This window comes from Stenotrophomonas terrae (assembly GCF_001431465.1).
Lineage (GTDB): Bacteria > Pseudomonadota > Gammaproteobacteria > Xanthomonadales > Xanthomonadaceae > Stenotrophomonas > Stenotrophomonas terrae.
In genome coordinates this window covers 1-24325 of sequence record NZ_LDJJ01000064.1, presented here as the reverse complement: position 1 = coordinate 24325, position 24325 = coordinate 1, and the positions used below count along the sequence as shown (strand labels likewise).

Here is a 24325-nt window from a genome sequence, read left to right as displayed (position 1 = left end):
TTTTTGTTTCTCAGACAACACCGCGCCAATACGCCAGCATTCAACGTCGCGGCACAATGATGGTGTTGCCAATCGGCGCCGGCTTTGCAAACACACCACTACGCCGGCAAGCACCAGAAATTTCAAGAACGGCGTATGCAAGCACGTCGAATCACGCGCGTGTGGTCCGACGCGCCTGCGGCTGCCTGCCCCATCGTGCCGCAGGCAGCCGCACATCGCCTACCTACGCGGACGCTAGCCCTTGGTCGCGCCCACGCTGGCGGTAGCCACTGCAGACGAAGGCCGGCTGTCGCCGCCCAGCGCCTTGTAAATCCCGACCACACCAACATTGACCGAGGCCTGCGCCTGCGCCAATGCATCGTCGGCCTGCAACTTGTTGCGCTGTGCATCCAGCAAGGCCAGGAAATCCTCCGAGCCTTCGCGGTAGCGCACTTCGGCCAAGGCAGCAGCGCGACCGGCGGCCTCGGCCTGGTCGACCACGATGCGCAGACGTGCCTGTTCCTTGGCATAGCGCGTCAACGCATTCTCGGTATCCTCCAGCGCCAGCAGCACGGCCTTCTCATACTCGGCAGCGGCGCCATCGGCCTGCGCCTTGCTGGCACGCAGGCGTGCACGCACCGTGCCGAAGTCGAATGCCGCCCAGCTGATCGATGGCGTCAACGACCAAGCCTTGTTGTTGCCGTTGACCAGGCCATTGGCATTGCCACCGAGAAAGCCGACGAAGCCACTCAGGCTGATCCGCGGAAACAGATCCGCCGTGGCCACGCCGACCCGCGCGGTGGCAGCTGCCAGCCGGCGCTCGGCCATCCGCACATCGGCACGCTGACGCAGCAGGTCGCTGGTATCACCCAAGGGCAAGGCCTTGGCGAAAGCAGGTATTTCGCGCGGCTGCAGCAGTGCATCCAGCGAACCCGGGCGCTGCCCCAGCAGCACCGCCAGTCGATGCCGCGACTGCACCTCGGCAACCTCAAGCAGCGGAATATCCGCTTCGATCGCCTTCAGACGGGCGCGGCTGCTCTGCACATCCAGCTCGCTGCCAGCGCCCAGCTCAAACCGGGCTTCGGTCAAGCGCTGGGTCTCATGCAGATTGACCAGAGTGTCGCGGGCAACTGCAATCCGTTTCTGCGAACCGCGCAGCTCGAAGTAATTGCGCGCGACTTCCGCCGCCACCATCACCTGCGCATCGGCAAGGCTGTCGCGCTCGGCGCCCAGGTCGGCGCGCGCAGCTTCAGCAGCACGCCGTTGCCGGCCAAACAAGTCCAGCTCCCAGCCTGCATCGAAGCCAAGCTGATAGGTTTCAGTGAAGACGCGCTCACCACCGGCCAGTGGGTCGGGTTGCATGCGCCTATCCTGACTGCCACCTGCAGTGACATGCGGCAGCTGGTCAAGGCGCTTCTCGGTGAAGACCGCACGTGCGGCACGTACCCGTGCCAAGCCAATCTGCAGATCCAGATTGTCACCGAGCGCGTCATACACCAACTGCTCCAATACCGGATCGCCAAACTGCGCCCACCAGCTCGCCACCGGTATTTCGGTGGAGAAGGCGGCGTCGCCGGAGCCCTGCAGGTGTACCGGCTCCACCGGCGGCGCCTTGTAGTTCGGGCCTACCGTCATGCAGCCAGCAAGCAAGGCCGTGGCCATCGCCGTCACCAGGATGCGCGTTACCATGGCAGCGACTCCCCTAGATGGCTGAAGCTGCCATTGGGGCCGTCGAAGCCGATCAGTGCCATGGCTACACTGGAACGCGAGCCCTCGGCCACATCGACTTCACCCTGACCACCGTTCATGTCGGTTTTGACGTAGCCCGGGTGCACCGCATTGACCTTGATCGGGCCCTCGCGCAACTCGTGCGCCAACTGCACCGTCCAGGCATTGAGCGCGCTCTTGGACGCATTGTAGGCAGGCACCAGGAAGCCATAGACCTCCGAACCCGGCTGCGCGTGCAGGGTCAACGAGGCCAGATTGCTGGATACATTGACGATGCGTGCAGCCGGCGCATTGCGCAGCAAGGGCAGCAATGTGGTGGTCAGTTCAACCACGGCGAACAGATTGGTGTTGAAGGTGCTGCGCCAGGTATCCAGTGACTGGCCGCTGGCACCGGCCTGCAGGTCATCAACCAGCACACCGGCATTGTTGACCAGGATATCCAGACGACCATGTCGCTGCTGCACGTGTTCAAACGCCACCGCGATGCTGTCGGTATCGTCTACATCAAGCCGCAGCGCTTCCACTGGCAGGCCTTCGGCCTGCAGTTCCAGCGCCCGCGCAACGGCGGTCTCGTAGTTGCGCCCAGCCAGCAGCGTATGCACGCCTGCGCTGGCGAGCTGACGTACGGTTTCAAGACCGATGCCGCGGGTGGCACCGGTAACCAATGCGATCTTTGTGCTTTGGGTTTTCATTCGTTTTCCCTTGGGGGATGAGTTGATGCAGGCCCGGAATCAGTCCGTCCTGGCCCACGATCCGGCCGTACCGTGAGGCGCGGGAGGCAGCCATCTGCCGCCTCCCGCAGCCCTTCAACGGCCTCAGTGATGCAGGGTTGGCTCACCGTGCTGGACCAGCTTGCTATGGCCATGGCGAGACATGAACTTGCGTACTGCCACGTAGAACACCGGGGTCAGGAACAAGCCGAACAAGGTCACGCCCAGCATGCCGGCGAACACCGTGATACCCGTCACCGAACGCACCTCGGCACCTGCGCCATGCGAGAACACCAGCGGCACGGTGCCGGCGATGAAGGCGATGGAGGTCATCACGATCGGCCGCAAGCGCAGGCGACAGGCTTCCAGCGCCGCTTCGACGATGCCATGACCGCCCATCTCAAGTTCGCGGGCGAACTCGACGATCAGAATGGCGTTCTTACACGCCAGACCCATCAGCACCACCAGACCAACCTGCACGAACACATTGTTGTCGCCACCGGTGAGCCATACACCGAACAAGGCCGACAGCAAGGTCATCGGTACGATCAGGATCACCGCCAGTGGCAGCGACCAGCTCTCATACAGCGCAGCCAGCACCAGGAAAGCCAGCAGGATTGACACCGGGAACACGATGAAAGCAGCCTTGCCCTGGGTAGCCTGCTGGTAGCTCAGGTCGGTCCATTCGGTGGCCATGCCGGCCGGCAACACCTGCCCTGCGATTTCGGTGAGCTTGGTCATCGCCTGCGCCGAGGACAGCATGCGCGGATCGGCTTCACCGGCCAGATCGGCCGCCGGGTAACCATTGAAGCGCAGCACCGGATCCGGGCCGTAGGTTTCCTTGACTGTCACCATCGAACCAATCGGCACCATCTCACCGCGGTCGTTGCGGGTACGCAGCTTGCCGATGTCTTCCACGCTGTCACGGAACTGGCCATCAGCCTGCGCGATCACCTGCCAGGTACGCCCGAACTGGTTGAAGTCGTTGACATAGGCCGAACCCAGATAGGTCTGCAGCGTGTCGAACAACTCGGTCAGCTTCACGCCCTGCGCCTTGGCCTTGACCCGGTCCACCTCTGCATCCAGCTGCGGCACATTGGCCTGGTAGCTGGTGATCGGATAGGCCATGCCCGGCGTCTGCGAGATCGTACCCTGCATGCCCTGCAAGGCATTCTGCAAGGCGCCGTAGCCCAGGTTGCCGCGGTCCTCGATGAACATCTGGTAGCCATTACCGTTGCCCAGGCCGAGGATCGGCGGCGGCATCATCGAGAACGAGAAGCCCTCCTGCAGGCCAGCGATCTTCTGGTTGATCTCGGCATTGATCTGCGCAGCGGTACGACCGTGACGCTCGCTGAACGGCTTGAGGGGAATGAAGGCCACACCGGTATTCGGCGTATTGGTGAACTGCAAGGCATTCAAGCCCGGGAACGAAATGGTATGGGCCACACCCTCGGTTTCCCGAGCAATCTGTGCCACCTTGCGCAGCATTTCATCGGTACGCGCAAGCGAGGAACCTTCCGGCAGCTTCACACCGGCAATCAGGTACAGCTTGTCCTGGGTCGGAATGAAGCCCGGCGGCACCAGCTTGAAGATCACGCCGGTACCGACCAGCAATACCGCATAGACCACGAACACCGCGCCACGACGGCCCAGGATGCGCGACACACTGCGCTCATACTTCTCCGAACTGGTCTTGAAGAAGCGGTTGAACGGACGGAATATCCAGCCGAACAACTTGTCGATCACACGGCTCGGCGCATCCTTGGCGGCACCATGCGGCTTGAGCAGACGTGCTGCCAATGCCGGCGACAAGGTCAGCGAGTTGATCGCCGAGATCACCGTCGAAATGGCGATGGTCACCGCGAACTGCTTGTAGAACTGGCCAGTGACGCCCGACAGGAACGCCATCGGCACGAACACCGCACACAGCACCAGCGCGATCGCGACGATCGGGCCAGAGACTTCCTTCATCGCCTGGTGCGCGGCGGCCGTTGGCGACAAGCCCTCCTCGATGTTGCGCTCGACGTTTTCCACTACCACGATCGCATCATCGACCACGATGCCGATGGCGAGCACCAGCCCGAACAGGCTCAGCGTATTGATCGAGAAGCCCAGCAGGTATAGCGCCGCAAACGTACCCACCACCGACACCGGCACCGCGATCAGCGGAATGATCGATGCGCGCCAGGTCTGCAGGAACAGGATGACCACCAGCACCACCAGTGCGATGGCTTCAAGCAAGGTGCTCACCACGGCCTTGACCGAGTCACGCACGAAGATGGTGGTGTCGTACACCGCCTCGTACTTCACGTCGGCCGGGAAGCTCTTCTGCAGCTCATCCATCTGGCCGATCACCGCATCGCGGATATCCAGCGCGTTGGCACCCGGCGACTGGAAGATACCGATGCCGACGGCGTTCTTGCCATCCAGCTGCGAGCGCATGGTGTAGTCACCCGCGCCCAGTTCGATACGCGCCACATCCGACAAACGCACCACTTCGCCATCCGCACCGCTCTTGAGCACGATGTCACGGAACTCCTGCTCACTGCGCAGGCGGCCCTGGGCGTTGATCAGGGTCAGGAACTGGCTGTTCGGCATCGGCTCGGCGCCCAGCTGGCCGGCGGAGACCTGTACGTTCTGCTCGCGGATCGCAGCGACCACGTCGCTGGCAGTCAAGCCGCGTGCAGCTACCTTGTCCGGATCCAGCCAGGCACGCATGGCGTAGTCACCGCCACCGAAGATCTGTGCATCGCCCACGCCCTGGATACGTGCCAATCCGTCCTTGACGTGCAGGCGCGCGTAGTTGCGCAGGTACAAGGTGTCGTAGGTACCCTTTGGCGAGGTCAGGTGCACAACCATCAGGAAGGTCGGCGACTGCTTCTGGGTGGTCACACCCTGCCGCCGCACGTCCTCGGGCAAGCGCGCCAGCGCCTGGGCAACGCGGTTCTGCACCTTCACCGCGGCCTCGTCGGGATCGGTACCGGGACGGAAGGTGATGGTCATCTGCAGCACGCCATCGGAACCGGCCACCGACTTGAAGTACATCATGCCTTCAACGCCGTTGATGGCCTCTTCCAGCGGTGTTGCCACGGTCTCTGCAATCACCTTGGGGTTGGCACCCGGGTAGACCGTGCGCACGACCACCGATGGCGGCACCACGTCGGGGTATTCACCGATGGGCAGGAAGGGAATGCTGACCAATCCTGCGGCGAAAATCATGATCGACAGCACCGCCGCGAAGATCGGCCTGTCGATGAAAAACTTGGAAAAATCCATGGGAAGTCCTTTCAGAGCCGGCGCTGGCTGCAGCCGACCTGCCCGCACCCGATCGGATGCAGAAGCAGTCGGCCAGCAGCCACGCCGGCAAACGGAGTTGGCGGCTTAGTTGATGCTGCTCACAGCCTGCGTGGGTGCGGCTGCGGCACGCTGCATGGGCACCGGCTTGGCCTGCACCGGCATGCCGGGCATGTACACCTTCTGCACCCCGTCAACGATGACCTTGTCGCCCGCAGCCAGCCCGTGTTCGACAATGCGCAGGCCTTCAGCATTGCGGCCGAGCTGCACGTCACGCCGCTCCGACTTGCCGTCCTTGTCCAGCACGTAGACGTATTTGCGATCCTGGTCGGTCAGCACCGCCTTGTCGTCCACCAGCACCGCCTGGAACTGGCCGCTGCCCAGCAAACGCACACGTGCAAACAGGCCGGGGGTGAATTGACGGTCGCTGTTTTCCAGCAGGGCACGCACGCGGATGGTGCCGGTACTGCGGGTGACCTGGTTGTCGAGGAAATCAACCTTGCCTTCGTGCGGGAAGCCATCCTCACCGCTCAAGCCCACCTTCACCGGCAAGGCCTGATCGCGCTCGCTCGGGCGCTGGCCGTCGCGTGCCATCTGCGCATAGCGCAGGTAGGTGGATTCGTCGGCATCGAAGTAGACATGCACCGTATCCAGCGACACCAGCGTGGTCAGCACGCTGGCAGCATCACCGGCGGTGACCAGGTTGCCAGCGGTGACCATCGCCCGCCCGGCACGGCCATCGATAGGTGCGCGCACCTTGGTGAACTCCAGGTTGAGCCGTGCGGCATCCAGGGCCGCCTGCGCGGCCTGCACCTGCGCACCGGCCTGGTCCGCGCCAGCCCGGCGCTGCTCGGCGGTCTCGGCGGCAATGGCCTGCTGCTCGGCCAGGCGGCGCGCGCGTTCGGATTCACTGCGGGCCAGCGTGGCCTGGGTGCGTGCCCGGTTCAACTCGGCCTGGGCGCGGTTGAATTCGGCCTGGTAGCTGCGCGCGTCAATGGTGAACAGCACGTCACCCTTTTTCACCTCGTCGCCTTCGACATAGTTGACCTTGTCGATGTAGCCGGAGACGCGCGGACGCAATTCAACGCTCTGCACCGCCTCGACGCGGCCGCTGAACTCATCCCACTGCGCAACCTGCTTGATCAGCACCGGCGCGACGCTGACCTCCGGCGGCGGCGCTGCACCGCTTCCGGCATGGCCGCCGCAGGCGACCAGTACGGCCAGGGACAGGGCCGACATGCTGGCAAACGCCGCGCGTCGAAGCGTGGGGGTCTGGGAGATACCTTTCATTTCATGCTCCAAGGGGGGAGGTAATCAGGGGACTGAAGGAAGACAAGGCGAGCCTGGACATCGCGTTGGCGCTGGGACGCTGCAGCCGCGTTTGCGCAGTGCTGGCGAAAACCGCATGAGGAGTGGATCGTTCACTATCCCGCCCGCGGAAATTTTTGGACCATCAATGGGACAAACGACTTCAGTAGTTCGCGCATGCCAGTGCGTGCGGGAACCACAGGCGCCGGCTTGGGCAGTACCCGCGCCGCATCCAACAAGGCCTCAAACTGCAACGAATTCAATCGATTGCCCGCCAAAGCTGGCGGTAGAACATTGCTGTAACTGGGTTCGCGGCGTGGCGCAGGAAGAGCCAGTGGGGAGCGCATACGCATGGCGACTTGTCCGTCGTGAATACAGGCGTACACGGTAGGCCTCAAATCCATACTTGATTAGTACGGATTCAAGGGAATAATCATCCCGTCGCCGGCACAATTCCGCTGCCGCAAGGGTTCTCCGATGGCCAATGATCTCAACGACACACTGATCTTCGTCAAAGTCGTCGAACAGGGCAGCTTCACCGCCGCTGCGCGCCTGCTGGGCCAACCCAAGACCACGGTCAGCCGCAAGGTGCAGGAATTGGAGACACGCTTGGGCGCGCGTCTCTTGCACCGGACCACCCGCCGTCTCGGCCTGACCGAAGCCGGAACGGTCTATTACGAGCATTGCCAACGCATTGCCCGCGAGCTGGACCAGGCCGAGAGCGCCGTCAGCCAGCTGCAATCGGGGCCGCGTGGCTGGTTACGCTTCACCGTTCCATACTCGATCGGCACCAGCTGGATTGCGCCACTGCTGGGCCAGTTCCAGAGTGCCTATCCGGATATCCGGGTGGACATGCACCTGGGCAACGAAGCGCTGGACCTGATCAGCGGTGAAGTGGACATGGCGCTGCGGGTTGGTCCCCTGCCCGACTCCAACCTGATCGCCCGCAAGCTCGGCAGCCTGCGCACCCAGGTATTCGCCAGCCCGGCCTATATCGACCTGCATGGCGAACCGCAGCATCCGGATGAGTTGCAGTTCCATCGCACGCTGGCAGTACGCAAGAACCATCACGGGCAAACCCAACGCTTTGCGTGGACGCTGGTCGAGCATGGCGGCGAGATGCGCGAATTTGGCGTCAATCCCTTGATCATCGCCAACGATCCATCAGCCCTGAACGCACCACTGGTGGCCGGCGAAGGCCTGGTGCTGAGCAGCGATGTGATGGCCAAACCCTTTGTCGAAGCCGGCCTAGTACGCCGCGTGCTGCCGGGCTGGACCGGGCCGGATTACGACTTCAACGCGGTCTTTGCAGGTGGCCGCCTGGTGTCGCCGAAGGTGCGCGTGTTCATCGACTTCCTGGTCGACAAACTCAACTTCGATGCCAACTACATGCTGCTGCAGTGCCCCAACGCCAAGCGGCTGGCGGATATCGAACAGGAATACCAGCAGCGCTCCAAGGGCCACCCCAAGCTGCGCATCGTTGAGGCGCTCAGCGCCTGAGCGGGCATCAACACAAACAACAACGGCGCCCCTGAAGGGCGCCGTTGTTGTTCTGGCATCAATTGATCAGGCCGGGTCGCCGGCGATCAGCTGCCGGCAAACTCAATAGCCGCGGTAGTACGGCCACAGCGGCACGATGTGTACTTCCTTGCAGCCGTCATAGCGACTGCAGCTGCCGAAGTAACCGGGCCCCGAGTAACGCTGGCGGGCGTCGCGGTTGTACGGGCTGTTGTAGAAATCCGGGCGCGAAAAGTGGCCGGAACCAAAATAGCGGTATGGCGTGGCGCCAATACTGGATTCGCTCTGGAAGTTCTGCGCCAGCGCCGGCGTACCGTCGTTGTCCACATAACCGTTTTCGTTGTCATAGCGGACCAACCGGTAGTACACCGTCTCGCCGCCCTGCTTGCGACTGTGCAGCTGCTCCATGCGGCCACCACCGGCATCGACGTAAGCCTTGCCACCCTCGAACAGCACTTCGCTGGGGTTGACGAACTCTTCCTCCAACGGCGGCGCTGCCCCGGCACTCGCTGCCACCGCAACCAACATGGCCGCTACGGCCACCTTGCTCCAAGCCTTACCCATAATGCGCATGACCACCCTCCTTGATTGGGCACCTGTCGCTGACGACAGCCCGCCGTGATCGCCCAGCCAACCCCGTGGCTGGGCCGTCATTGCTACCAGTTACCCTCACAGCGGCCCAGTCCAGCTGGCACACCCGCGAGAACACATCGGGACAAATCCGTGTTCATTATAGGGGGAAGCCAAAGGCATAGCCGTGAAGCAGGTTGGATACTCAGGGCCCGCCTTGAGCCTGCCGATAGCCTGCCAGCGCCTGGCCGATCACCTGCCGCGCCTGCGCCGCATCGCCCCAACCGTTGAGCTGGATGTCTGCCCCACCCGGCAGCTGCTTGTAGCTGCGGAAGAACGCCTCGATGCGCTGGACTTCCATCTCCGGCAAGTCATCCAGATCGCGAACCTTGGCATAGGTTGGATCCAGCGCATCCACCGGCACGCCGATGATTTTCTCATCGGCCTGGCCCTTGTCGCGCATCCGCAGCACCGCCACCGGACGGAATCGCAGCACCGCACCGGCCTGGACCGGAAAGCGGGTCAGCACCAACGCATCCAGCGGATCACCATCGCCGGCCAGGGTCTGTGGCATTGCCCCGTAGTTGGCCGGGTAAGCCACCGGCATCGACAGGAAACGATCCACCCGCAGTTCGCCATGCGTGCCGATCTCGTACTTGATCGCGCCACCGGCGGGGATTTCCACCGCCAGCAGCACTTCCTGCGGTGCGTTCTCCGCTTGCGGCAAGGCAAACGGATGCAGCACCTGCGCGCTGGCCAGCAGCGGCGACGCCGTGGCCAGCAGCATCACACCCAGACGCATCAGCACGCTGCTCATCGGTTCATTCCCAGCACCGGTCATCGCGGCCCTTTGGTGAGACAGGCCGTGGGCAATCGCGCTGCGGGATGCGCCCCTCGGTGACTTCGCTGAAACGCTTGCCGCCCTGCGCATCACGGCTGATCTGGAACGCGTCATACAGCCGGCCGGTCGCCGTACGTGCTTCGTAGCGCAGGCCCTTGTCGTCCAGCCGCAGCACCTGGAACAACTGCGTGTCCTCGGCGGTGGGCTTCATCGTCGCACGCGCCTGCGGCGACAGCCGGTACTGCTTGGGGCCGGCCACCGATGAGATGTACTGCGGCAAGCTGGCACCGTCGTCGGCGCGGCGGCCGTAGGTGTGGTCATGGCCTTGTAGCACCAGATCCACCTTGTGCCGCTGCAGCACCGGCCGGATCTCGCTGGCCAGCACCGAGCTGTCGCGTTCGGCACGCAGCGGATACAGCGGCTGGTGCACGACCACGATATTCCACGCCTGCGCACTGTCCTCCAATACTTTCTCCAGCCAGCTGGCCTGTGCCTTGGCGGTGCCCAGGTCCAGCGCCGAGGTGCCATCCAGCACCACCACGCGCAGCCCCTGGTAGTCGAACCAGTAGGTCGTGCTGGCGGTAGCGGCAGCGCCGTTGGACGGCAGTGCGAAGGTTACCGGCCAATGCTTGCCGAGCACCCGCCGCTCCTGCGGCGTGTCTTCGAATTCCTCGAAGTACTCGTGGTTGCCAGCCGCCGGCGCAACCGCCATGCCCGGCAGCAGCCAGCCACCGGCAGCGAACCACTCGCCCCACTCGTTGTCATCCTCACCGTCGCCGCCGCTGACCAGATCCCCGGCGAACAGGGTCAGCCGCGCATCCGGTGCGCTCTGCCAGCCCTGGCGGATAACCCGGCTGACATGGCTGAGGTTCTTGTTCTGGGTATCGCCGAAGTACAGCACGGTCAGCGGTTCGCCTGCCGCAGCGGCCGTGCGGAAATGCTGCCACGCGCTCCAGCTGCCCTGCCCCTGCACGCGATAGGCATACAGGGTGTCGGCCTGCAGGCCATCGATGAGGACACGATGATGCTGGCTGTCGCCGTTCTCGGTCTGCAACGCCTGGCTGCTTGCGCGCAGCTGCTGCACCTGGCCCATGTCCGGCGAATCACCGGCCACGGCCAGCTCCAGCAAAGGCGGCTGCGCCAGCGGCGCGGTACGCCATGCCACCGCAAAACCGCTGCCTGCGTCCTGCGCCGGCGAGGCGACGATGCGGTCCGGGAAACCACTTGCTGCATAGTGCCGGCTCCCCGCCGGCACCTGCGTATTGGGCTCGGCGGCTGGAGCGGCCCCCACCGCTCCAGCCGCTCCAATTAGGGCCGCCAGTAGCAGCCCCTGCCTCACACGTTGGCCCCTCACTTGCCGCAATCCTGCGGCAGCGACAACGCCGTGGCGATATCACGCCAATCGAAGGCCACCACGCCCTGATCGTCATGCACCGCGTACAAGGCGCCCTGCGGGAAGCGCGCCGAGACCTGCTGGCTGTTCCAGATACCATCGGTATTGGCCACGGTATTGCCGTGGAACGATCCCACCGGCGCCAGCGTTTTGCGATCAAAGAGATGGAAAGTGCTGCGCTCCTTGCCTTGCTCGGTGGTAATCCACCAACCGCCATCGCCGCAGGTACGCAGCATCACGCCTTCGGCCTGCGCCTTGAACAGGCCACGGCCAAACGTCTGGCCACTGAAATCGCCGGCCAGGTTGTAGACCTTGAACTCGCTGGCATAGGTTTCATCTTCCTCGGCAATCAGCAGGCGGTCGTTGGCCGGATCGCCCCAGATCGATTCGACCACGCGCAGCGCGCCCTTGGGCGAGCTGTCACCGATGCTGCGCACCAGCTTGGCCTGCACCGTGCCGCCCTCAACGTTGACGTGATAACGGCGTACGCGCTCGTTCAAACGCTCCAACGCCGGCAGGATGTCGTTGCCCGCCGCATCCTCGCCATCGTCATAGGAATCGGTGACGTACAGGTCATAGCCACCCTGCACCGGGTTCACCCACAGGCCGTAGGGCTTGCGCAGATCATTGCCGGCGAACACGCCAAGCGGCTTGAAGTCAGGCAACTGCAGCACCTGCACGCGGTGGTTGTCGCGCTCGACGATGAACACCAGATCGTCCTGCACGGCGATGCCGTTGGGGCGATCAAACTGGCCCAATGCGGTGCCGGTGCTGCCGATGTCACGCAGGTGCTTGCCGGTCTGGCCGTCATAGACCACCAGCTTGTCGGTGGCCTTGGCGGTGGCGATCAGCCACAGCTGGCCATCGGCACCGCGCCAGCTGGCCGGCGAGTCGATGTTGTCGGCCGGCGTCATCGGGGTCAGGAAGGCTTCCGCCACCAGCTTCGGCGGCGCGGCGGTGGCGCCTTCGGCAAGATCGGCGGCGGTCGGCGGCGTCGCCGAGCGCGGCGCCGGGTGGCAGGCACTGAGCACCAGCGCCATTGCCGTGCAGAGCAGCGCGGCCCTCACAGTGCCACCTTCACGCCGATGGCGTAGGTGCGGCCGTATTCCTCGTTCTGCAGGGTGTGCGAGCGCACGCCCTGGTACAGCTCCAGCGGCTCATCCAGCAGGTTGGATGCTTCCAGATACAGACTCACGTTCTTGCTGAGCTTGTAGTCGAAGCTGAAATCAAGCTGGGTGTGCGGGGCAACATAGATATCAAAGGCACGGCTGTCGCCGATGGTGTCCAGGTACTCGCTGCGATAGACACCAGCCAGGCGCGTGCTCAGGCCGCCCCACTCGTAGCCGATATGCGCGCTGTAGATGTTCTTGGAGGCACGCGGCAGGTTGAAGTCATCACGCTCGCGGCCGGCAATACCTGGATCAAAATCGGTATCCAGCCAGGTGCCACTGGCGCCGAGCAACAGCCCCGCCCATGCACCCGGCAGGAAGCTCAGCTGCTGCTGCCAATTGAACTCGGCACCAAACACCTTGGCCTTGTCGCCATTGATCGAACGGGTGACGTCGAAGCCCGGGTATTGCGGGTCGTTGTCGGTCACCGTCTGCACGATGTAGCCGTCGATGGATTTGTGGAACAGCCCCAGCGAGACGATGCCGCTGTCGCCCAGATAGCGCTCGAACGAGAAATCCAGGTTGGTGGACTCGTACGGGTCCAGGTTCGGGTTGCCGATACGCGCTTCTTCATCGTCGCGATTGACGGCAAGGCGCGGCGACACATCGCCAAATGCGGGGCGTGCCACGGTCTTGTTGACCGAGCCGCGCAGCACCCAGTTGTTGTTGGTGTCATAACGCAGGTGCAGGCCCGGCAGCACACTGCTGTAGCTGCTGTTGGCGGTACGCGGGGCAACGCTGACGGTCTTGCCATCGCTGGCGATATCCACGTCGTTGCCAGTGGCATTGAACTGCGTGTTCTCCACACGCACGCCGCCGATCACACGCAGCGCGCCGATGTCCCACGTGCCCATCGCATAGGCCGCAAGGATGTCCTCGTTGGCCACATAGTCCTCTTCCAGCGAGGTCATCAGGTTGCCTGCGACATCGCCGGATTTCGCGCTGTACTTGCTGCCGTTGGCGGCCCACCAGGCGCGCATCGCCGCCGAGCTCATGCCCTGACCAAGGCTGCCGCCACGGTGGTCCAGAGTCTTGCCGTTCCAGCTGGACAGATCGACCGCCGGACCGGTACGCAGCTCGGCCTCGTCCACATTGACGTCGCGCTCGCGCCAACGGCCGAGCACGCCGAACTTGTAGCTGGCATTGTCGCCATCGAAGCGGATGTTGACCTGGGCGCTGCGCTCGCTGTCGTCGATCTGTTTGGGAGAGATCACCACCCGATCGAAGGCGTAGTTGGCGTTCTCCATCCAGCCGCTGTCGCTGAGGCTCAGGCCGGGGATGCCGCTGTTCTGGTTGAGCGTGGCCGACATGTCGTCGCCATCGTAGTCAAAGCGCGCTTCCATTTCATCGTTCACCCGCTCGCGGGTCTTGGTATAGCCGATGCGGTAATCCAGCACCGCGCCGGTCAATCGATTCTCACCGCCCAGGCTGAGCGCAAAGGTATTCTCTTCCTTGGTGCGGTAGCGCATGCGCTTGCTGATGGCATCGGCCGGCAGCGCATCCACCTGGTAGCGACCACCACCCAGTGCAGTGATTTCGCCGTCGCCCAGGCCGAAGATGGTGCGCTGGCGGGTTTCGGCATCGTCGAACTGGCTGTACAGGGTGCGCAGGTAGTAGCGGTTGGCATCGTCCGGGCGCCAGTCCAGGTTCACGTTGGCGCCGGTGCGCTCGCGCTCGATGGTGTACTTGCGGTGCTGCAGGTCGACGGCGACCAGATCATCGTCGGCGCCGCCATCAAAGTTGTCGTACTCGACTTCGGTATTGTCCGATTCGAACTTGCGCTTCTGGTAGTTCACACCCAGCGCTACACCGAACGTGCCGCCGAATACTTCGCTGTAGTTGAATGCCGCCTTCGGGCTGGTCTCGCCGGACAGCTCCTGGTGGCTGCCTTCCAGCTTGCCCTTCAAGGAACGTCCATCGCGATCGAAGGCCGAGGCCGACTCCACCACCACCGCACCGCCGATGGCATCGCCAGGCATGTCCGGGGTTGCCGACTTGATCACCCGCAGGCGTTCGGTGGACTCGGAGGGAATCACATCCAACGGCGCCGCGCGCGAGGAATCCTCCGGCGTACCGATGGCGATGCCGTCGATGCTGACGCTGTTCAAGGCCGCGTCCAGACCACGGATCACCACGAAGCGACCTTCACCCTGATCGCGGGTGACACTGACGCCGGGCAGGCGCTGCAGCGACTCGGCGACATTCATGTCCGGGTAGTCGCCCATCGAGTCGGAGGCAACCGCATCCTGCACGCCATTGGCGTCGCGCTTGAGTTCCACCGCGCGGATCTGTGCTTCGCGCTGGGCGCGTACTTCAATACGCTCCAGGTCGATGGCTGCCGCAGCCCCGCTGGCAACAGTGGATGCAGTATCGGCCGTGGCCTGTTGTGCATATGCAGGCGCGACAGCCATGCAGGCTACCGCGGTCGTCACCGCCACTACCAAGACGCTCTTGCGCACTACCGCCCCCAATCTGTGTAAAGGATGGGTGTGCACGGTATGTCCGTTCAGTTACGCGACAGTTACAGTGGCAAAGCGGGAATATTTCAGTCTGTCATGGCCTGGGTACAGCACGCAGACGCTCGCAATTGATGGCGCAGCGCCAGCAATGGCCCACCAACTTCAGCGACGCCGCACCCGGATCGTGCCGGACACGCCCTCGACCTGCATCTCGTACTCGTAGCCGACGTCCCAGCGGGTCAACGTGACCTTGGGGGAGTACCGGTTTGCTGCCTGCCTGCGCCCATCCACCTGCTCCCAGGTCTGCCCGTTCCCAAGATGGAAAACACTGGCACCGCTCCAGCCCTCAAAACGCCCCTCTATCCGGCTTTCGATTACCTGCAATGCGGCCGGCGTAGGCAGCTCCTTTCGCGCAGGCACGGCGGCAGGGCCAGCCGCCACCAACTCGACTTCGGGTTCTTGCAGGTATCCAGATTCCGCGTCGTAGCGGACCAGCCGGTAGTACACCGGCTCGCCATTCTGTCGTCGCAGCTGCAGCGGCTCGAGCCGGCCCCGCCCGAGGTCCATATAGGGCGCCCCGGCACGAAAGATCACCTCGCTTGGATTCACCAGCTCCCGCTCAAGCGGCGGCTGCGCCGACACGGACCCGGCACTGCCGATACACACGGCGAACAACACCCCCGCACAGACCCGCATCTCATCGACCTCCCCTGCGCCGCTCGCACGGCAGCAGACATCATCTCCACAAACCCCGTTCTGGGCCACCGACCGATTGATCACGCCCGCCTGCATGAAGGTGCTGGAAGATGACGACCAGCATGGCCCAGCCCTTTGCCCGCCTTCACGAGCCGGCACTGCCTGACACCTGCGCGGCTGCGTGCTGCCACCGAAGGGGGCGACGCGCAGAAGCGCTAAAATGCTGTCCTCCCCTTTCCAGCGCCCTCTCCCCATGAAAATCGTCGAAGTCCGCCACCCCCTGGTCCAGCACAAGATTGGCCTGCTCCGCGATGCGTCCATGAGCACCAAGGATTTCCGCGAGGTGGTCAACGAGCTGGGCACCCTGCTCGCCTATGAGGCCACGGCCAACCTGGAGACGGAAAGCCACACCCAGGCCGGCTGGGCCGGGCCGGTGCAGGTGCAGCGCATTGCCGGTGCCAAGATCACAGTGGTGCCGATCCTGCGTGCAGGGCTGGGCATGCTGAGCGGCGTGCTGTCACTGATTCCGGCCGCGCGGGTCAGCGTGGTCGGCCTGCAGCGCGACGAGGAAACCCTGCAGCCCGTGCCCTACTTCGAGCGCCTGACCGGCCGCCTGGAAGAACGCGATGCGCTGATCCTGGATCCGATGCTGGCCACCGGCGGCACCTTGATCGCCACCATCGACATGCTCAAGCGTGCCGGCGCACGCCGCATCAAGGGCATCTTCCTGGTCGCCGCACCGGAAGGCCTGAAGGCACTGGAAGCCGTGCACCCGGACGTTGAGATCTACACCGCCGCCATCGATGAGCGCCTCAACGAGAAGGGTTACATCATGCCGGGCCTGGGTGATGCAGGCGACCGCATCTTTGGCACGCGGATGGGTTGAGCCCGTCGCGTCACCGCCCAGAATGCAAACAGGTGCCGCTGGCACCTGTTTTTTGTAGTGCCGAGCCATGCTCGGCTGGGACGATATCGGTGAAGCTTCTGCCGAGCATGGCTCGGCACTACCGGTTTAGCCCCTCTCCCTTCGGGAGAGGGGTTGGGGTGAGGGTGGCTTTGGGGCAATACCGGGAAAGCCTCTGCCGAGCATGGCTCGGCACTACCGGCTTAGCCCCTCTCCCTTCGGGAGAGGGGTTGGGGTGAGGGTGGCTTTGGGGCATTACCGGGAAAGCTTCTGCCGAGCATGGCTCGGCACTACCGGTGAAACCCCTGCCGAGCATGGCTCGGCACCACCGGAGCATTGCTGGCTTGTTCATGCCGCCAGCGTACGTGCCTTCAACTCGCTCACTTCATGGGCGGTGCCAAAACGGCCCTTGTCATCGCGCACCACCTGCGCCATCGCGCACTGCGGGTCGTGGGTGAAAAACAGATGCACGTTGCGCGCCAGCTTGTCTTCTAGGAAAGCCCGCTTCTCGTCGATCAACAGTTCGGCGTTGCGGTCATAACCCATGGTGATCGGCACATGCACCCACGAACGTCCTGGTATCAGATCGGCACAGAACACCACGCCACCACGCGGCTGGCCATTGACCAGTTCCGGCCCGATGATCTCGGCCAGCATCAGCCCCGGGGTATGGCCATCGCTGAAACTGAAACGCACCGATTCGCCCAGCACCTTCGAATACGGGCCGCTCACGATCTCCAGCCGTCCGCTGGCTTCCAGCAAGCCGGCCAACTCGGGAATGAAGCTGGCACGGTCACGCGGGTGCGGATGGCGGGCACGCTCCCAATGTTCGGCACCAATCACGAAGGTCGCATTGGGAAACAGCAACTCGGGCTCGCGGCCTTCCGACCACGGCGCCAGCAAGCCACCGGCATGGTCGAAATGCAGGTGGCTGAGTACCACCACGTCGATGTCCTCATGCTCGAAGCCCGCTTCACGCAGCGAATCGATCAGCACATGTCGCGGCTCCTGCACGCCGTAGCGCTCGCGCAGCTTGGGCTCGAAGAAGGCGCCAATACCGGTTTCAAACAGCACCGTCTTGCCACCCAAAGGGCTGGCCAGCAACGCCCGGCATGCCAGTTCGATGCGATTGGCGTCATCGGCCGGCGCCCAGCGTTCCCACAAGGCCTTGGGTGCGTTGCCGAACATTGCACCGCCATCGAGTTTTTGCGAGTTACCGCGAATCGACCATAGTTTCATTTGAAAAATTCTACCCGCCGCGCGTTAAATATTCGCAAGTAAATGCTGCCGGATAATTGACGCAGGACGCTACAGATCAACAACGCAACATTGCGTCTTGTTTCTGGATTGATGACAACTGCTGCGTTTAATATTAGCCGGGGACTGATGCCTGATTCGCGCATTGCGCGTGCACTGTGCTGAACTCACTGCTATTCCCTCGCCAGCGAAAAGGCACAGAAAACGTAGCGCCGGCAAAAACAGCGCAGCACCCGCGCATTCTCCGGGCAAAGAAAAACCCCGCCGAAGCGGGGTTTCCTGTTTGACTCAATCGGCCTTGCCGAATTTGCGAACCTCGGCACTGCCCACCGGGTTGCGCGGATCGCTACCGCCGCTGAGCACATTGCTGCGCCGGTCCCATTCCACCGTCTGCAGGTTGCCCCAGACATGGCTGGAACCGCGGCCGCCTGCTGCCAAGTCACCCGGCAGTTCAACCTTGTGGCCCATCGCCTGCAACTGCCTGGCCACTTCCGGCGAGAACGCGCCAGACTCGGCCGAGATTTCATCCGGCAGCCACTGGTGGTGGTAGCGCGGCAAGGCGGCAACCTGCTGCGCATCCAGACCTGCGTCATAGCCAAGGATGCCGAGCAGCACCATGGTGATGATGCGGCTGCCACCCGGCGTGCCGATCACCACCACCTTGTCGTCATTCTCCATGAACGTCGGCGTCATCGAGCTGAGCATGCGCTTGCCCTTGGCCGGTGCGTTGGCCGCATAACCCATCACCCCGAACGCGTTCGGCGTGCCCGGCTTGAGCGCGAAATCGTCCATCTCGTTGTTCAACAGCACGCCGGTGCCGGCCGGAATCAAGCCCGAGCCATACAGCAGGTTCACCGTCTGCGTGCCGCCAACACGGTTGCCTTCACTGTCGATGATCGAGAAGTGGGTGGTCTCGTCGTCTTCCAACGGCGTCGGGTTGCCCGACAACAGGTCGCTGGGCGTGGCCTTTTCCGGATGGATGGTGGCACGCAGGCCCTGTGCGTAATCGCGGCTGGTCAGCACCTTCTGCGGGATGTCGACGAAGTCCGGGTCACCGAGGAAGAAGGTACGGTCGCGATAGGCACGGCGCATCGCCTCCACCACCAGATGGGTGCTGTGTGCCTGGTCCATCTTGTTCAGATCCCAGGGTTCCAGGATCTGCAGCATCGAGGCCAGCGCGATGCCACCGGAAGACGGCGGCGAGGCGGTGGTGATCTTCCAGCCGCGGTAATCGAACACGATCGGCTCGCGGGTCTTGACCGTGTAGCCGGCCAGTTCCTCGGCGGTCCAGCGGCCACCGGCCTGCTTCACGCCAGCCAGCAGCTTGCGCCCGGTTTCGCCACGGTAGAAGCCGTCAAACCCGTTGGCGGCGAGCAGCTGCAGGGTGTGTGCCAGCTCCGGCTGCTTGAAGATGTCGCCCTCGGCGATCGGCTTGCCGTTGCGCAGGTAGACCTCGCGGGTACCCGGATAACGGTCCATCACCTCACGGCGTGATGCGTAGCCACGCGCCATGCGTGCATACACCGGGAAACCATCGGTGGCCACGCGGATCGCCGGTGCCAGCGAATCGCTGAGCGGCAGCTTGCCGTGTTCGCGCGCCAGCTTCACCAGTGCCGCCGGCAGGCCGGGGATGCCAGCCGACCACGGGCCATTGACCGAGCGATCGCGGTCAAGGTCGCCGTTCTTGTCCAGGAACCGGTCCGGCGTGGCGGATTCGGGCGAAGTCTCGCGCGCGTCCAGCATCACGTCCTTGCCGGTCTTGGCGTCGTGCAGCAGGAAGAAACCGCCGCCGCCCAGTCCCGAGCTGATCGGCTCAACCACCGCCAGGGTGGACGACACGGCAATGGCGGCATCGAACGCATTGCCGCCCTTGCCGAGGATTTCCATGCCGGCCTGGGTTGCTAGCGAGTGACCGCTGGCAATTGCCGCGCCGTCAGGGTGCGCGGCGCGGGCCGGTGCGGTATCAGCGGCCCACGCAACCGGTGCCAGCACCAGTGCGAACAGCAGCAGCGAACGAGCAACGAGTTTCATGCCGTTGGTTTCTCCTATGGGTAGAGCTCAGGGTGATCGCGTTGCAGGCCGGCCAGTTTGGCCAGCAGCTGATCTTCGGTCTCGACGATATCCGGGTCCGGGTCGATGCATTCGACCGGGCACACCACCACACATTGCGGTTCATCGAAATGACCGACACATTCGGTGCAACGGGCTGGATCGATCACATAGATCGTCTCGCCCATGGCGATTGCCTGGTTGGGACAGGCCGGCTCGCAGACGTCGCAGTTGACGCAGAGCTCATTGATTTTCAGAGACATTGTTGCGGTGTTCCCGTCAGAGCGGGGCTTGCAACCGGCGCATGCCGGTTCATCGGACCTGCTGTTCATGGCCTGCCAAGAGCAGCGCCGACAGCAAGCTTACCGGATCCTGCTTTTGCCGGGGCCGGGCTGGCGGCAACGCCGCAGTCCCGCACCGTTCCGCTGATGTGGAGACCGGCTTGGGCGGCATCCGCAATGTGCAGGAGTTGTTGAATCTGGCTGCCCCCGGACCGGATCGGAGCCAGGCCAACCCTGCAACCGGAGCAACCCCCACCTGTGCGGGGGCCCCGCCGTGGCAACAGCGGGGCCGCAAGGCAGCCCCGCCATTGAATTACTTGGCTTCGACGAAGATGTAGTCGGCGCCGGTCGGCTTGACGATGGTCTGCACGCGGGCGTTGTCGGCGGCGTCGCCGATGAACACCACGCGCACACCCTTCATCGAGTCAGCCTGCACGTCCTTGAAGCCGGTTTCGATCAGGTCAGCCATCTTGGCCGAGTTCGACGAACCGAAGGCCAGCATGTTGCCCGGCTGGATGCCGCGGCCAATGGCGGTGGTGGCGCTCTCGACCTGGCGGTCGTACTTGGCGGCGAATTCCGGATCCGATGCCGGCGGCAGGTAGTACAGGAACGGGCTGGCGGTGATGTTGCCCATGTTCTGCACGGCAACGGCCTGCAGGTACTTCTTCCAGCCTGCGTCGTCATCCTTGGCCGGGGCGACCAGCGCCTGCTGCGCTTCAACTACCGGCGCTTCTTCTTTTTTGCAGGCAGTTACTGCCAGCACCATCGAGGCGGCAAGCAGCACGCGCATCGTGTTCTTCATGATCGTTCTCCCGTTGAAAGTGGTGTTACTGAAATAGGTTTTAGTGCCCGCGTGCTTCGCGGGCCTTGCGCAACGCTTCCAGCACGGTTGCCGGCACGAAGCCCGACACATCCCCGCCCAACCGGGCGATCTCACGCACCAGCGAGGAGGAAATGAAGCTGTGCTGTTCGGAGGGGGTGAGGAACAGGGTTTCCACCTCCGGGATCAGATGGCGGTTCATGCTGGCCATCTGGAATTCGTATTCGAAATCGGACACCGCACGCAGGCCGCGCAGCAGCACCCCGCCATGTACCGAGCGCACGAAATGGGCCAGCAGGGTATCGAAGCCCACCACTTCCACATTGTCGTGGTGCTGCAGGGCTTCCACCGCCAGCGCCACGCGCAGGTCCAGCGACAACGTTGGGCCCTTGGCCGGGCTCTGCGCCACGCCCACCACCACCTTCTCGAACAGCGGCGCGGCACGATTCACCAGATCGATATGACCATTGGTGATCGGGTCGAAAGTGCCCGGGTATACAGCGATGCGGCGGTTGGCTGAGGTCATGCGGGTTCGGTCGCGTTCATGTCGCCGCGAAGTGTAGCAGCGGCTCGCCGATAGAGGGCATAGGCCACTTCGCGGGTACTGCCTTCGCGCCGCAGTTGCCATTCCGGTGGCAACAGTGGAGCCGCGCCCACCGGCGCTTCCACGTACAGCCATGCGTCCGCGGCCAGGTGCCGGGGCAGCCGCGCGATCACCTGTTCCCACAAACCGGCGGCAAAAGGCGGGTCCAGGAACACCACATCGGCCTGCGCGGCAGCCGCGCTGTCCAGCCATTGCACCGCATCGGCGGCAATCACCTCGACCTGGGTGGTCGCATCCAGCCGCTCCACCACCCCACGCAGGGCGGCCACCAGGCGAGGATCGCGCTCGACCAACTGCGCCGTGGCGGCACCGCGCGACACCGCCTCCAGCCCCAGCGCACCGCTGCCGGCGAACAGATCCAGCACCCGCGCGCCGGGCAGTTTGGGCATCAGCCAGTTGAACAGGGTTTCGCGAACGCGGTCGCTGGTCGGCCGCAAACCCGGCAATTCAGGAACCTGCAGACGGGTATTGCGCCAGCGCCCACCCACGATGCGCACCTGGCCGCTGCCGGCGGCCGCCTTGCCGTGCGGCGCGCTCATCCGGCCCATACCGGCAAAGCCAATGACAAAACGTGGCAAATCAAATACATCGGCGGCCTACATCGAATAACTCTGGGGTGCGCAGATGATAGACCAGCACCCGCCCCGGCTGCGCCCACCTTGAAATCGGCCCATTCACCCTTACCCCAGTTGCAGCCGCCGCGCAGCTGCGCGGCCCCTCTGCAACGGAGCACCCCGACCGATGACTGACCAGAATCACAAGGAAACCCGCGGTTTCCAGACCGAGGTGAAGCAGCTGCTGCACCTGATGATCCACTCGCTGTACTCGAACAAGGAAATCTTCCTGCGCGAGCTGGTGTCCAATGCCGCCGACGCAGCCGACAAGCTGCGTTTCGAAGCGCTGACCCAGCCCGAGCTGCTTGAAGGCGGCGCACCGCTGCGCATCCGCATCGAGGCCGACCCGGTCGCGCGCACCCTGACCATCGACGACAACGGCATCGGCCTGAGCCGCGACGAAGCCATTGCGCACCTGGGCACCATCGCCAAATCCGGCACCGCCGAGTTCCTGAAGAACCTGTCCGGTGACCAGAAGAAGGACTCCAACCTGATCGGCCAGTTCGGCGTGGGCTTCTACTCGGCCTTCATCGTCGCCGACCAGGTCGACGTCTACAGCCGTCGCGCAGGCCTGCCGGCCAGCGAGGGCGTGCATTGGTCTTCCAGGGGCGAAGGCGAGTTCGAGGTCGAGACCATCGACAAGCCCGAGCGCGGCACCCGCATCGTGCTGCACCTGAAGGAAGGTGAAGACAGCTATACCGATGGCTGGCAGCTGCGCAGCCTGATCAAGAAGTACTCCGACCATATCGGCCTGCCGATCGAGCTGCAGAAAGAACACCACGGCGAAGAAGCCGACAAGCCGGCTACCCCGGAATGGGAAACCGTCAATCGCGCCAACGCGCTGTGGACCCGTCCCAAGTCCGAGGTCAAGGACGAGGAGTACAAGGAGTTCTACAAGCACATCGCGCATGACCCGACCGATCCGCTGGCCTGGACCCACAACAAGGTCGAAGGCAAGCTTGAGTACACCTCGCTGCTGTACACGCCGGGCCGCGCACCGTTCGACCTGTACCACCGCGACGCACCCAAGGGCCTGAAGCTCTATGTGCAGCGCGTTTTCATCATGGACCAGGCCGAGCAGTTCCTGCCGCTGTACCTGCGTTTCATCAAGGGCGTGGTCGATTCCAACGACCTGCCGCTGAATGTGTCGCGCGAGATCCTGCAGTCCGGCCCGGTGATCGACTCGATGAAGTCGGCGCTGACCAAGCGTTCGCTGGACATGCTGGAGAAGCTGGCCAAGGACAAGCCGGAAGACTACGCAGGCTTCTGGAAGAACTTCGGCCAGGTGCTGAAGGAAGGCCCGGCCGAGGACTACGGCAACCGTGAAAAGGTCGCCGGCCTGCTGCGCTTCGCCTCCACCCATGATGGCAGCGGCGAGCAGAGCGTTGCCTTGGCCGACTATATCGGCCGCATGATCGAAGGCCAGGACAAGATCTATTACCTGACCGGCGAGAGCTTCCAGCAGGTCAAGGACAGCCCGCATCTTGAGGTGTTCCGCAAGAAGGGCATCGAAGTGCTGCTGATGACCGATCGCATCGACGAGTGGCTGATGAGCTACCTCACCGAATTCGACGGCAAGTCCTTTGCCGACATCGCCCGTGGCGACCTGGATCTGGGCAAGCTGGAAAGCGAAGAAGACAAGAAGGCGCAGGAAGAAGTCGCCAAGACCAAGGAAGGCCTGGCCACGCGCCTGAAGACCGCGCTGGGCGAAGAAGTGGCCGAGGTGCGCGTCTCGCACCGGCTGACCGATTCCCCGGCGATCCTGGCCATCGGCGAACAGGACCTGGGCCTGCAGATGCGCCAGATCCTGGAAGCCAGCGGCCAGAAGGTGCCGGACAGCAAGCCGGTATTCGAGTTCAACCCGAGCCATCCGCTGATTGAAAAGCTCGATGCCGAGCCTGACATGGACCGCTTCAACGACCTTGCCCATGTGTTGTTCGACCAGGCCGCACTGGCCGCCGGCGACAGCCTGAAGGACCCGGCCGGCTACGTACGCCGCTTGAACAAGCTGCTGCTGGAGCTGTCGGCCTGACGATTGGCCCCCTCCCTTTCGCGCAGCGAAGGGGAGGGTTGGGGAGGGGTGCTCTTGCCCTATGCGGAAAATCAAAAGCCGCCCTCACCCCAACCCCTC

General features: G+C 63.7%; 19 protein-coding genes. 3 read left to right on the top strand and 16 right to left on the bottom strand.

Annotated elements, in window-relative coordinates; translation table 11 throughout:
* Positions 1-234: 234 nt before the first annotated feature.
* The 4 genes from ABB27_RS16640 to ABB27_RS16625 all read right to left on the bottom strand — a co-directional run bounded on the left by ABB27_RS16640 (position 235) and on the right by ABB27_RS16625 (position 6950).
* Positions 235-1668, bottom strand: coding sequence for an efflux transporter outer membrane subunit (locus ABB27_RS16640; RefSeq protein ID WP_057630003.1), 1434 nt, complete (start codon positions 1666-1668; stop codon positions 235-237).
* On the bottom strand, positions 1662-2399 hold the full coding sequence (locus ABB27_RS16635) for an SDR family oxidoreductase (protein ID WP_057630001.1): 738 nt from the start codon (positions 2397-2399) through the stop codon (positions 1662-1664). Before ABB27_RS16635 ends, ABB27_RS16640 begins: the two co-directional genes overlap by 7 nt.
* Positions 2400-2522: 123 nt before the next feature.
* Positions 2523-5693 (bottom strand): efflux RND transporter permease subunit, encoded by a 3171-nt coding sequence (locus tag ABB27_RS16630; protein ID WP_057629999.1) that lies wholly within the window; start codon positions 5691-5693, stop codon positions 2523-2525.
* A 105-nt stretch (positions 5694-5798) separates the two neighbouring features.
* A complete protein-coding gene (locus ABB27_RS16625; protein ID WP_244479261.1) occupies positions 5799-6950 on the bottom strand; it encodes an efflux RND transporter periplasmic adaptor subunit in 1152 nt (383 codons plus the stop codon).
* A gap of 546 nt (positions 6951-7496) precedes the next feature.
* Here ABB27_RS16625 and ABB27_RS16620 point away from each other — a divergent pair.
* Complete coding sequence (locus ABB27_RS16620) at positions 7497-8519, top strand: LysR family transcriptional regulator (RefSeq protein ID WP_057629994.1); 1023 nt, start codon at positions 7497-7499, stop codon at positions 8517-8519.
* Positions 8520-8621: 102 nt separating this feature from the next.
* On the opposite strand, the gene ABB27_RS16615 is transcribed toward ABB27_RS16620, so the two are convergent.
* From ABB27_RS16615 to ABB27_RS16590, 6 genes are all read right to left on the bottom strand, one after another.
* The gene (locus tag ABB27_RS16615; RefSeq protein ID WP_057629992.1) at positions 8622-9110 is read right to left on the bottom strand and encodes a hypothetical protein; all 489 of its coding nucleotides are present in this window, start codon (positions 9108-9110) and stop codon (positions 8622-8624) included.
* Positions 9111-9312: 202 nt separating this feature from the next.
* The gene (locus tag ABB27_RS16610; RefSeq protein ID WP_057629991.1) at positions 9313-9924 is read right to left on the bottom strand and encodes an inorganic diphosphatase; all 612 of its coding nucleotides are present in this window, start codon (positions 9922-9924) and stop codon (positions 9313-9315) included.
* Between the two features lie 4 nt (positions 9925-9928).
* Complete coding sequence (locus ABB27_RS16605) at positions 9929-11302, bottom strand: purple acid phosphatase family protein (protein WP_057629989.1); 1374 nt, start codon at positions 11300-11302, stop codon at positions 9929-9931.
* Complete coding sequence (locus ABB27_RS16600; RefSeq protein ID WP_057629987.1) at positions 11299-12381, bottom strand: NHL repeat-containing protein; 1083 nt, start codon at positions 12379-12381, stop codon at positions 11299-11301. Before ABB27_RS16600 ends, ABB27_RS16605 begins: the two co-directional genes overlap by 4 nt.
* A 23-nt stretch (positions 12382-12404) precedes the next feature.
* Positions 12405-14921 carry a TonB-dependent receptor gene (locus ABB27_RS16595; protein WP_057630009.1) on the bottom strand — a complete coding sequence of 839 codons (2517 nt, stop codon included), beginning with the start codon at positions 14919-14921 and terminating at the stop codon, positions 12405-12407.
* A 210-nt stretch (positions 14922-15131) separates the two neighbouring features.
* Positions 15132-15749 (bottom strand): hypothetical protein, encoded by a 618-nt coding sequence (locus tag ABB27_RS16590; protein WP_152984643.1) that lies wholly within the window; start codon positions 15747-15749, stop codon positions 15132-15134.
* A 169-nt stretch (positions 15750-15918) separates the two neighbouring features.
* Here ABB27_RS16590 and upp point away from each other — a divergent pair, with 169 nt between their 5' ends.
* Positions 15919-16551 (top strand): uracil phosphoribosyltransferase, encoded by a 633-nt coding sequence (gene upp / locus ABB27_RS16585; protein WP_057629983.1) that lies wholly within the window; start codon positions 15919-15921, stop codon positions 16549-16551.
* Positions 16552-16917: 366 nt separating this feature from the next.
* On the opposite strand, the gene ABB27_RS16580 is transcribed toward upp, so the two are convergent.
* The 6 genes from ABB27_RS16580 to rsmD all read right to left on the bottom strand — a co-directional run bounded on the left by ABB27_RS16580 (position 16918) and on the right by rsmD (position 22119).
* Entirely contained in the window at positions 16918-17808 is an 891-nt protein-coding gene (locus ABB27_RS16580; protein WP_057629981.1) for an MBL fold metallo-hydrolase, read from the bottom strand.
* A gap of 306 nt (positions 17809-18114) precedes the next feature.
* Complete coding sequence (gene ggt, locus ABB27_RS16575) at positions 18115-19857, bottom strand: gamma-glutamyltransferase (RefSeq protein ID WP_057629979.1); 1743 nt, start codon at positions 19855-19857, stop codon at positions 18115-18117.
* Positions 19858-19871: 14 nt separating this feature from the next.
* On the bottom strand, positions 19872-20138 hold the full coding sequence (locus ABB27_RS16570; RefSeq protein ID WP_057629977.1) for a YfhL family 4Fe-4S dicluster ferredoxin: 267 nt from the start codon (positions 20136-20138) through the stop codon (positions 19872-19874).
* Positions 20139-20469: 331 nt separating this feature from the next.
* The gene (locus tag ABB27_RS16565; RefSeq protein ID WP_057629976.1) at positions 20470-20958 is read right to left on the bottom strand and encodes a hypothetical protein; all 489 of its coding nucleotides are present in this window, start codon (positions 20956-20958) and stop codon (positions 20470-20472) included.
* A 40-nt stretch (positions 20959-20998) separates the two neighbouring features.
* Positions 20999-21502, bottom strand: coding sequence for a pantetheine-phosphate adenylyltransferase (gene coaD / locus ABB27_RS16560; protein ID WP_057629974.1), 504 nt, complete (start codon positions 21500-21502; stop codon positions 20999-21001).
* Positions 21499-22119 carry a 16S rRNA (guanine(966)-N(2))-methyltransferase RsmD gene (rsmD, locus tag ABB27_RS16555; RefSeq protein WP_057629972.1) on the bottom strand — a complete coding sequence of 207 codons (621 nt, stop codon included), beginning with the start codon at positions 22117-22119 and terminating at the stop codon, positions 21499-21501. The genes coaD and rsmD overlap by 4 nt, the downstream gene beginning before the upstream one ends.
* Positions 22120-22321: 202 nt before the next feature.
* Here rsmD and htpG point away from each other — a divergent pair, with 202 nt between their 5' ends.
* Positions 22322-24226, top strand: coding sequence for a molecular chaperone HtpG (gene htpG / locus ABB27_RS16550; RefSeq protein WP_057629970.1), 1905 nt, complete (start codon positions 22322-22324; stop codon positions 24224-24226).
* Positions 24227-24325: the final 99 nt, after the last annotated feature.

Bases quoted from the DNA above. Each gene is read 5' to 3' on its own strand.
- ABB27_RS16630 (WP_057629999.1), bottom strand. From the start codon at position 5,693: ATGGATTTTTCCAAGTTTTTCATCGACAGGCCGATCTTCGCGGCGGTG.
- upp (WP_057629983.1), top strand. From the start codon at position 15,919: ATGAAAATCGTCGAAGTCCGCCACCCCCTGGTCCAGCACAAGATTGGC.
- coaD (WP_057629974.1), bottom strand. From the start codon at position 21,502: ATGACCTCAGCCAACCGCCGCATCGCTGTATACCCGGGCACTTTCGAC.
- ABB27_RS16625 (WP_244479261.1), bottom strand. From the start codon at position 6,950: ATGTCGGCCCTGTCCCTGGCCGTACTGGTCGCCTGCGGCGGCCATGCC.
- ABB27_RS16610 (WP_057629991.1), bottom strand. From the start codon at position 9,924: ATGAGCAGCGTGCTGATGCGTCTGGGTGTGATGCTGCTGGCCACGGCG.
- ABB27_RS16565 (WP_057629976.1), bottom strand. From the start codon at position 20,958: ATGAAGAACACGATGCGCGTGCTGCTTGCCGCCTCGATGGTGCTGGCA.
- ggt (WP_057629979.1), bottom strand. From the start codon at position 19,857: ATGAAACTCGTTGCTCGTTCGCTGCTGCTGTTCGCACTGGTGCTGGCA.
- ABB27_RS16620 (WP_057629994.1), top strand. From the start codon at position 7,497: ATGGCCAATGATCTCAACGACACACTGATCTTCGTCAAAGTCGTCGAA.
- ABB27_RS16615 (WP_057629992.1), bottom strand. From the start codon at position 9,110: ATGCGCATTATGGGTAAGGCTTGGAGCAAGGTGGCCGTAGCGGCCATG.
- ABB27_RS16635 (WP_057630001.1), bottom strand. From the start codon at position 2,399: ATGAAAACCCAAAGCACAAAGATCGCATTGGTTACCGGTGCCACCCGC.
- rsmD (WP_057629972.1), bottom strand. From the start codon at position 22,119: ATGAGCGCGCCGCACGGCAAGGCGGCCGCCGGCAGCGGCCAGGTGCGC.
- ABB27_RS16600 (WP_057629987.1), bottom strand. From the start codon at position 12,381: ATGGCGCTGGTGCTCAGTGCCTGCCACCCGGCGCCGCGCTCGGCGACG.
- htpG (WP_057629970.1), top strand. From the start codon at position 22,322: ATGACTGACCAGAATCACAAGGAAACCCGCGGTTTCCAGACCGAGGTG.
- ABB27_RS16595 (WP_057630009.1), bottom strand. From the start codon at position 14,921: ATGGCTGTCGCGCCTGCATATGCACAACAGGCCACGGCCGATACTGCA.
- ABB27_RS16570 (WP_057629977.1), bottom strand. From the start codon at position 20,138: ATGTCTCTGAAAATCAATGAGCTCTGCGTCAACTGCGACGTCTGCGAG.
- ABB27_RS16640 (WP_057630003.1), bottom strand. From the start codon at position 1,668: ATGGTAACGCGCATCCTGGTGACGGCGATGGCCACGGCCTTGCTTGCT.
- ABB27_RS16580 (WP_057629981.1), bottom strand. From the start codon at position 17,808: ATGAAACTATGGTCGATTCGCGGTAACTCGCAAAAACTCGATGGCGGT.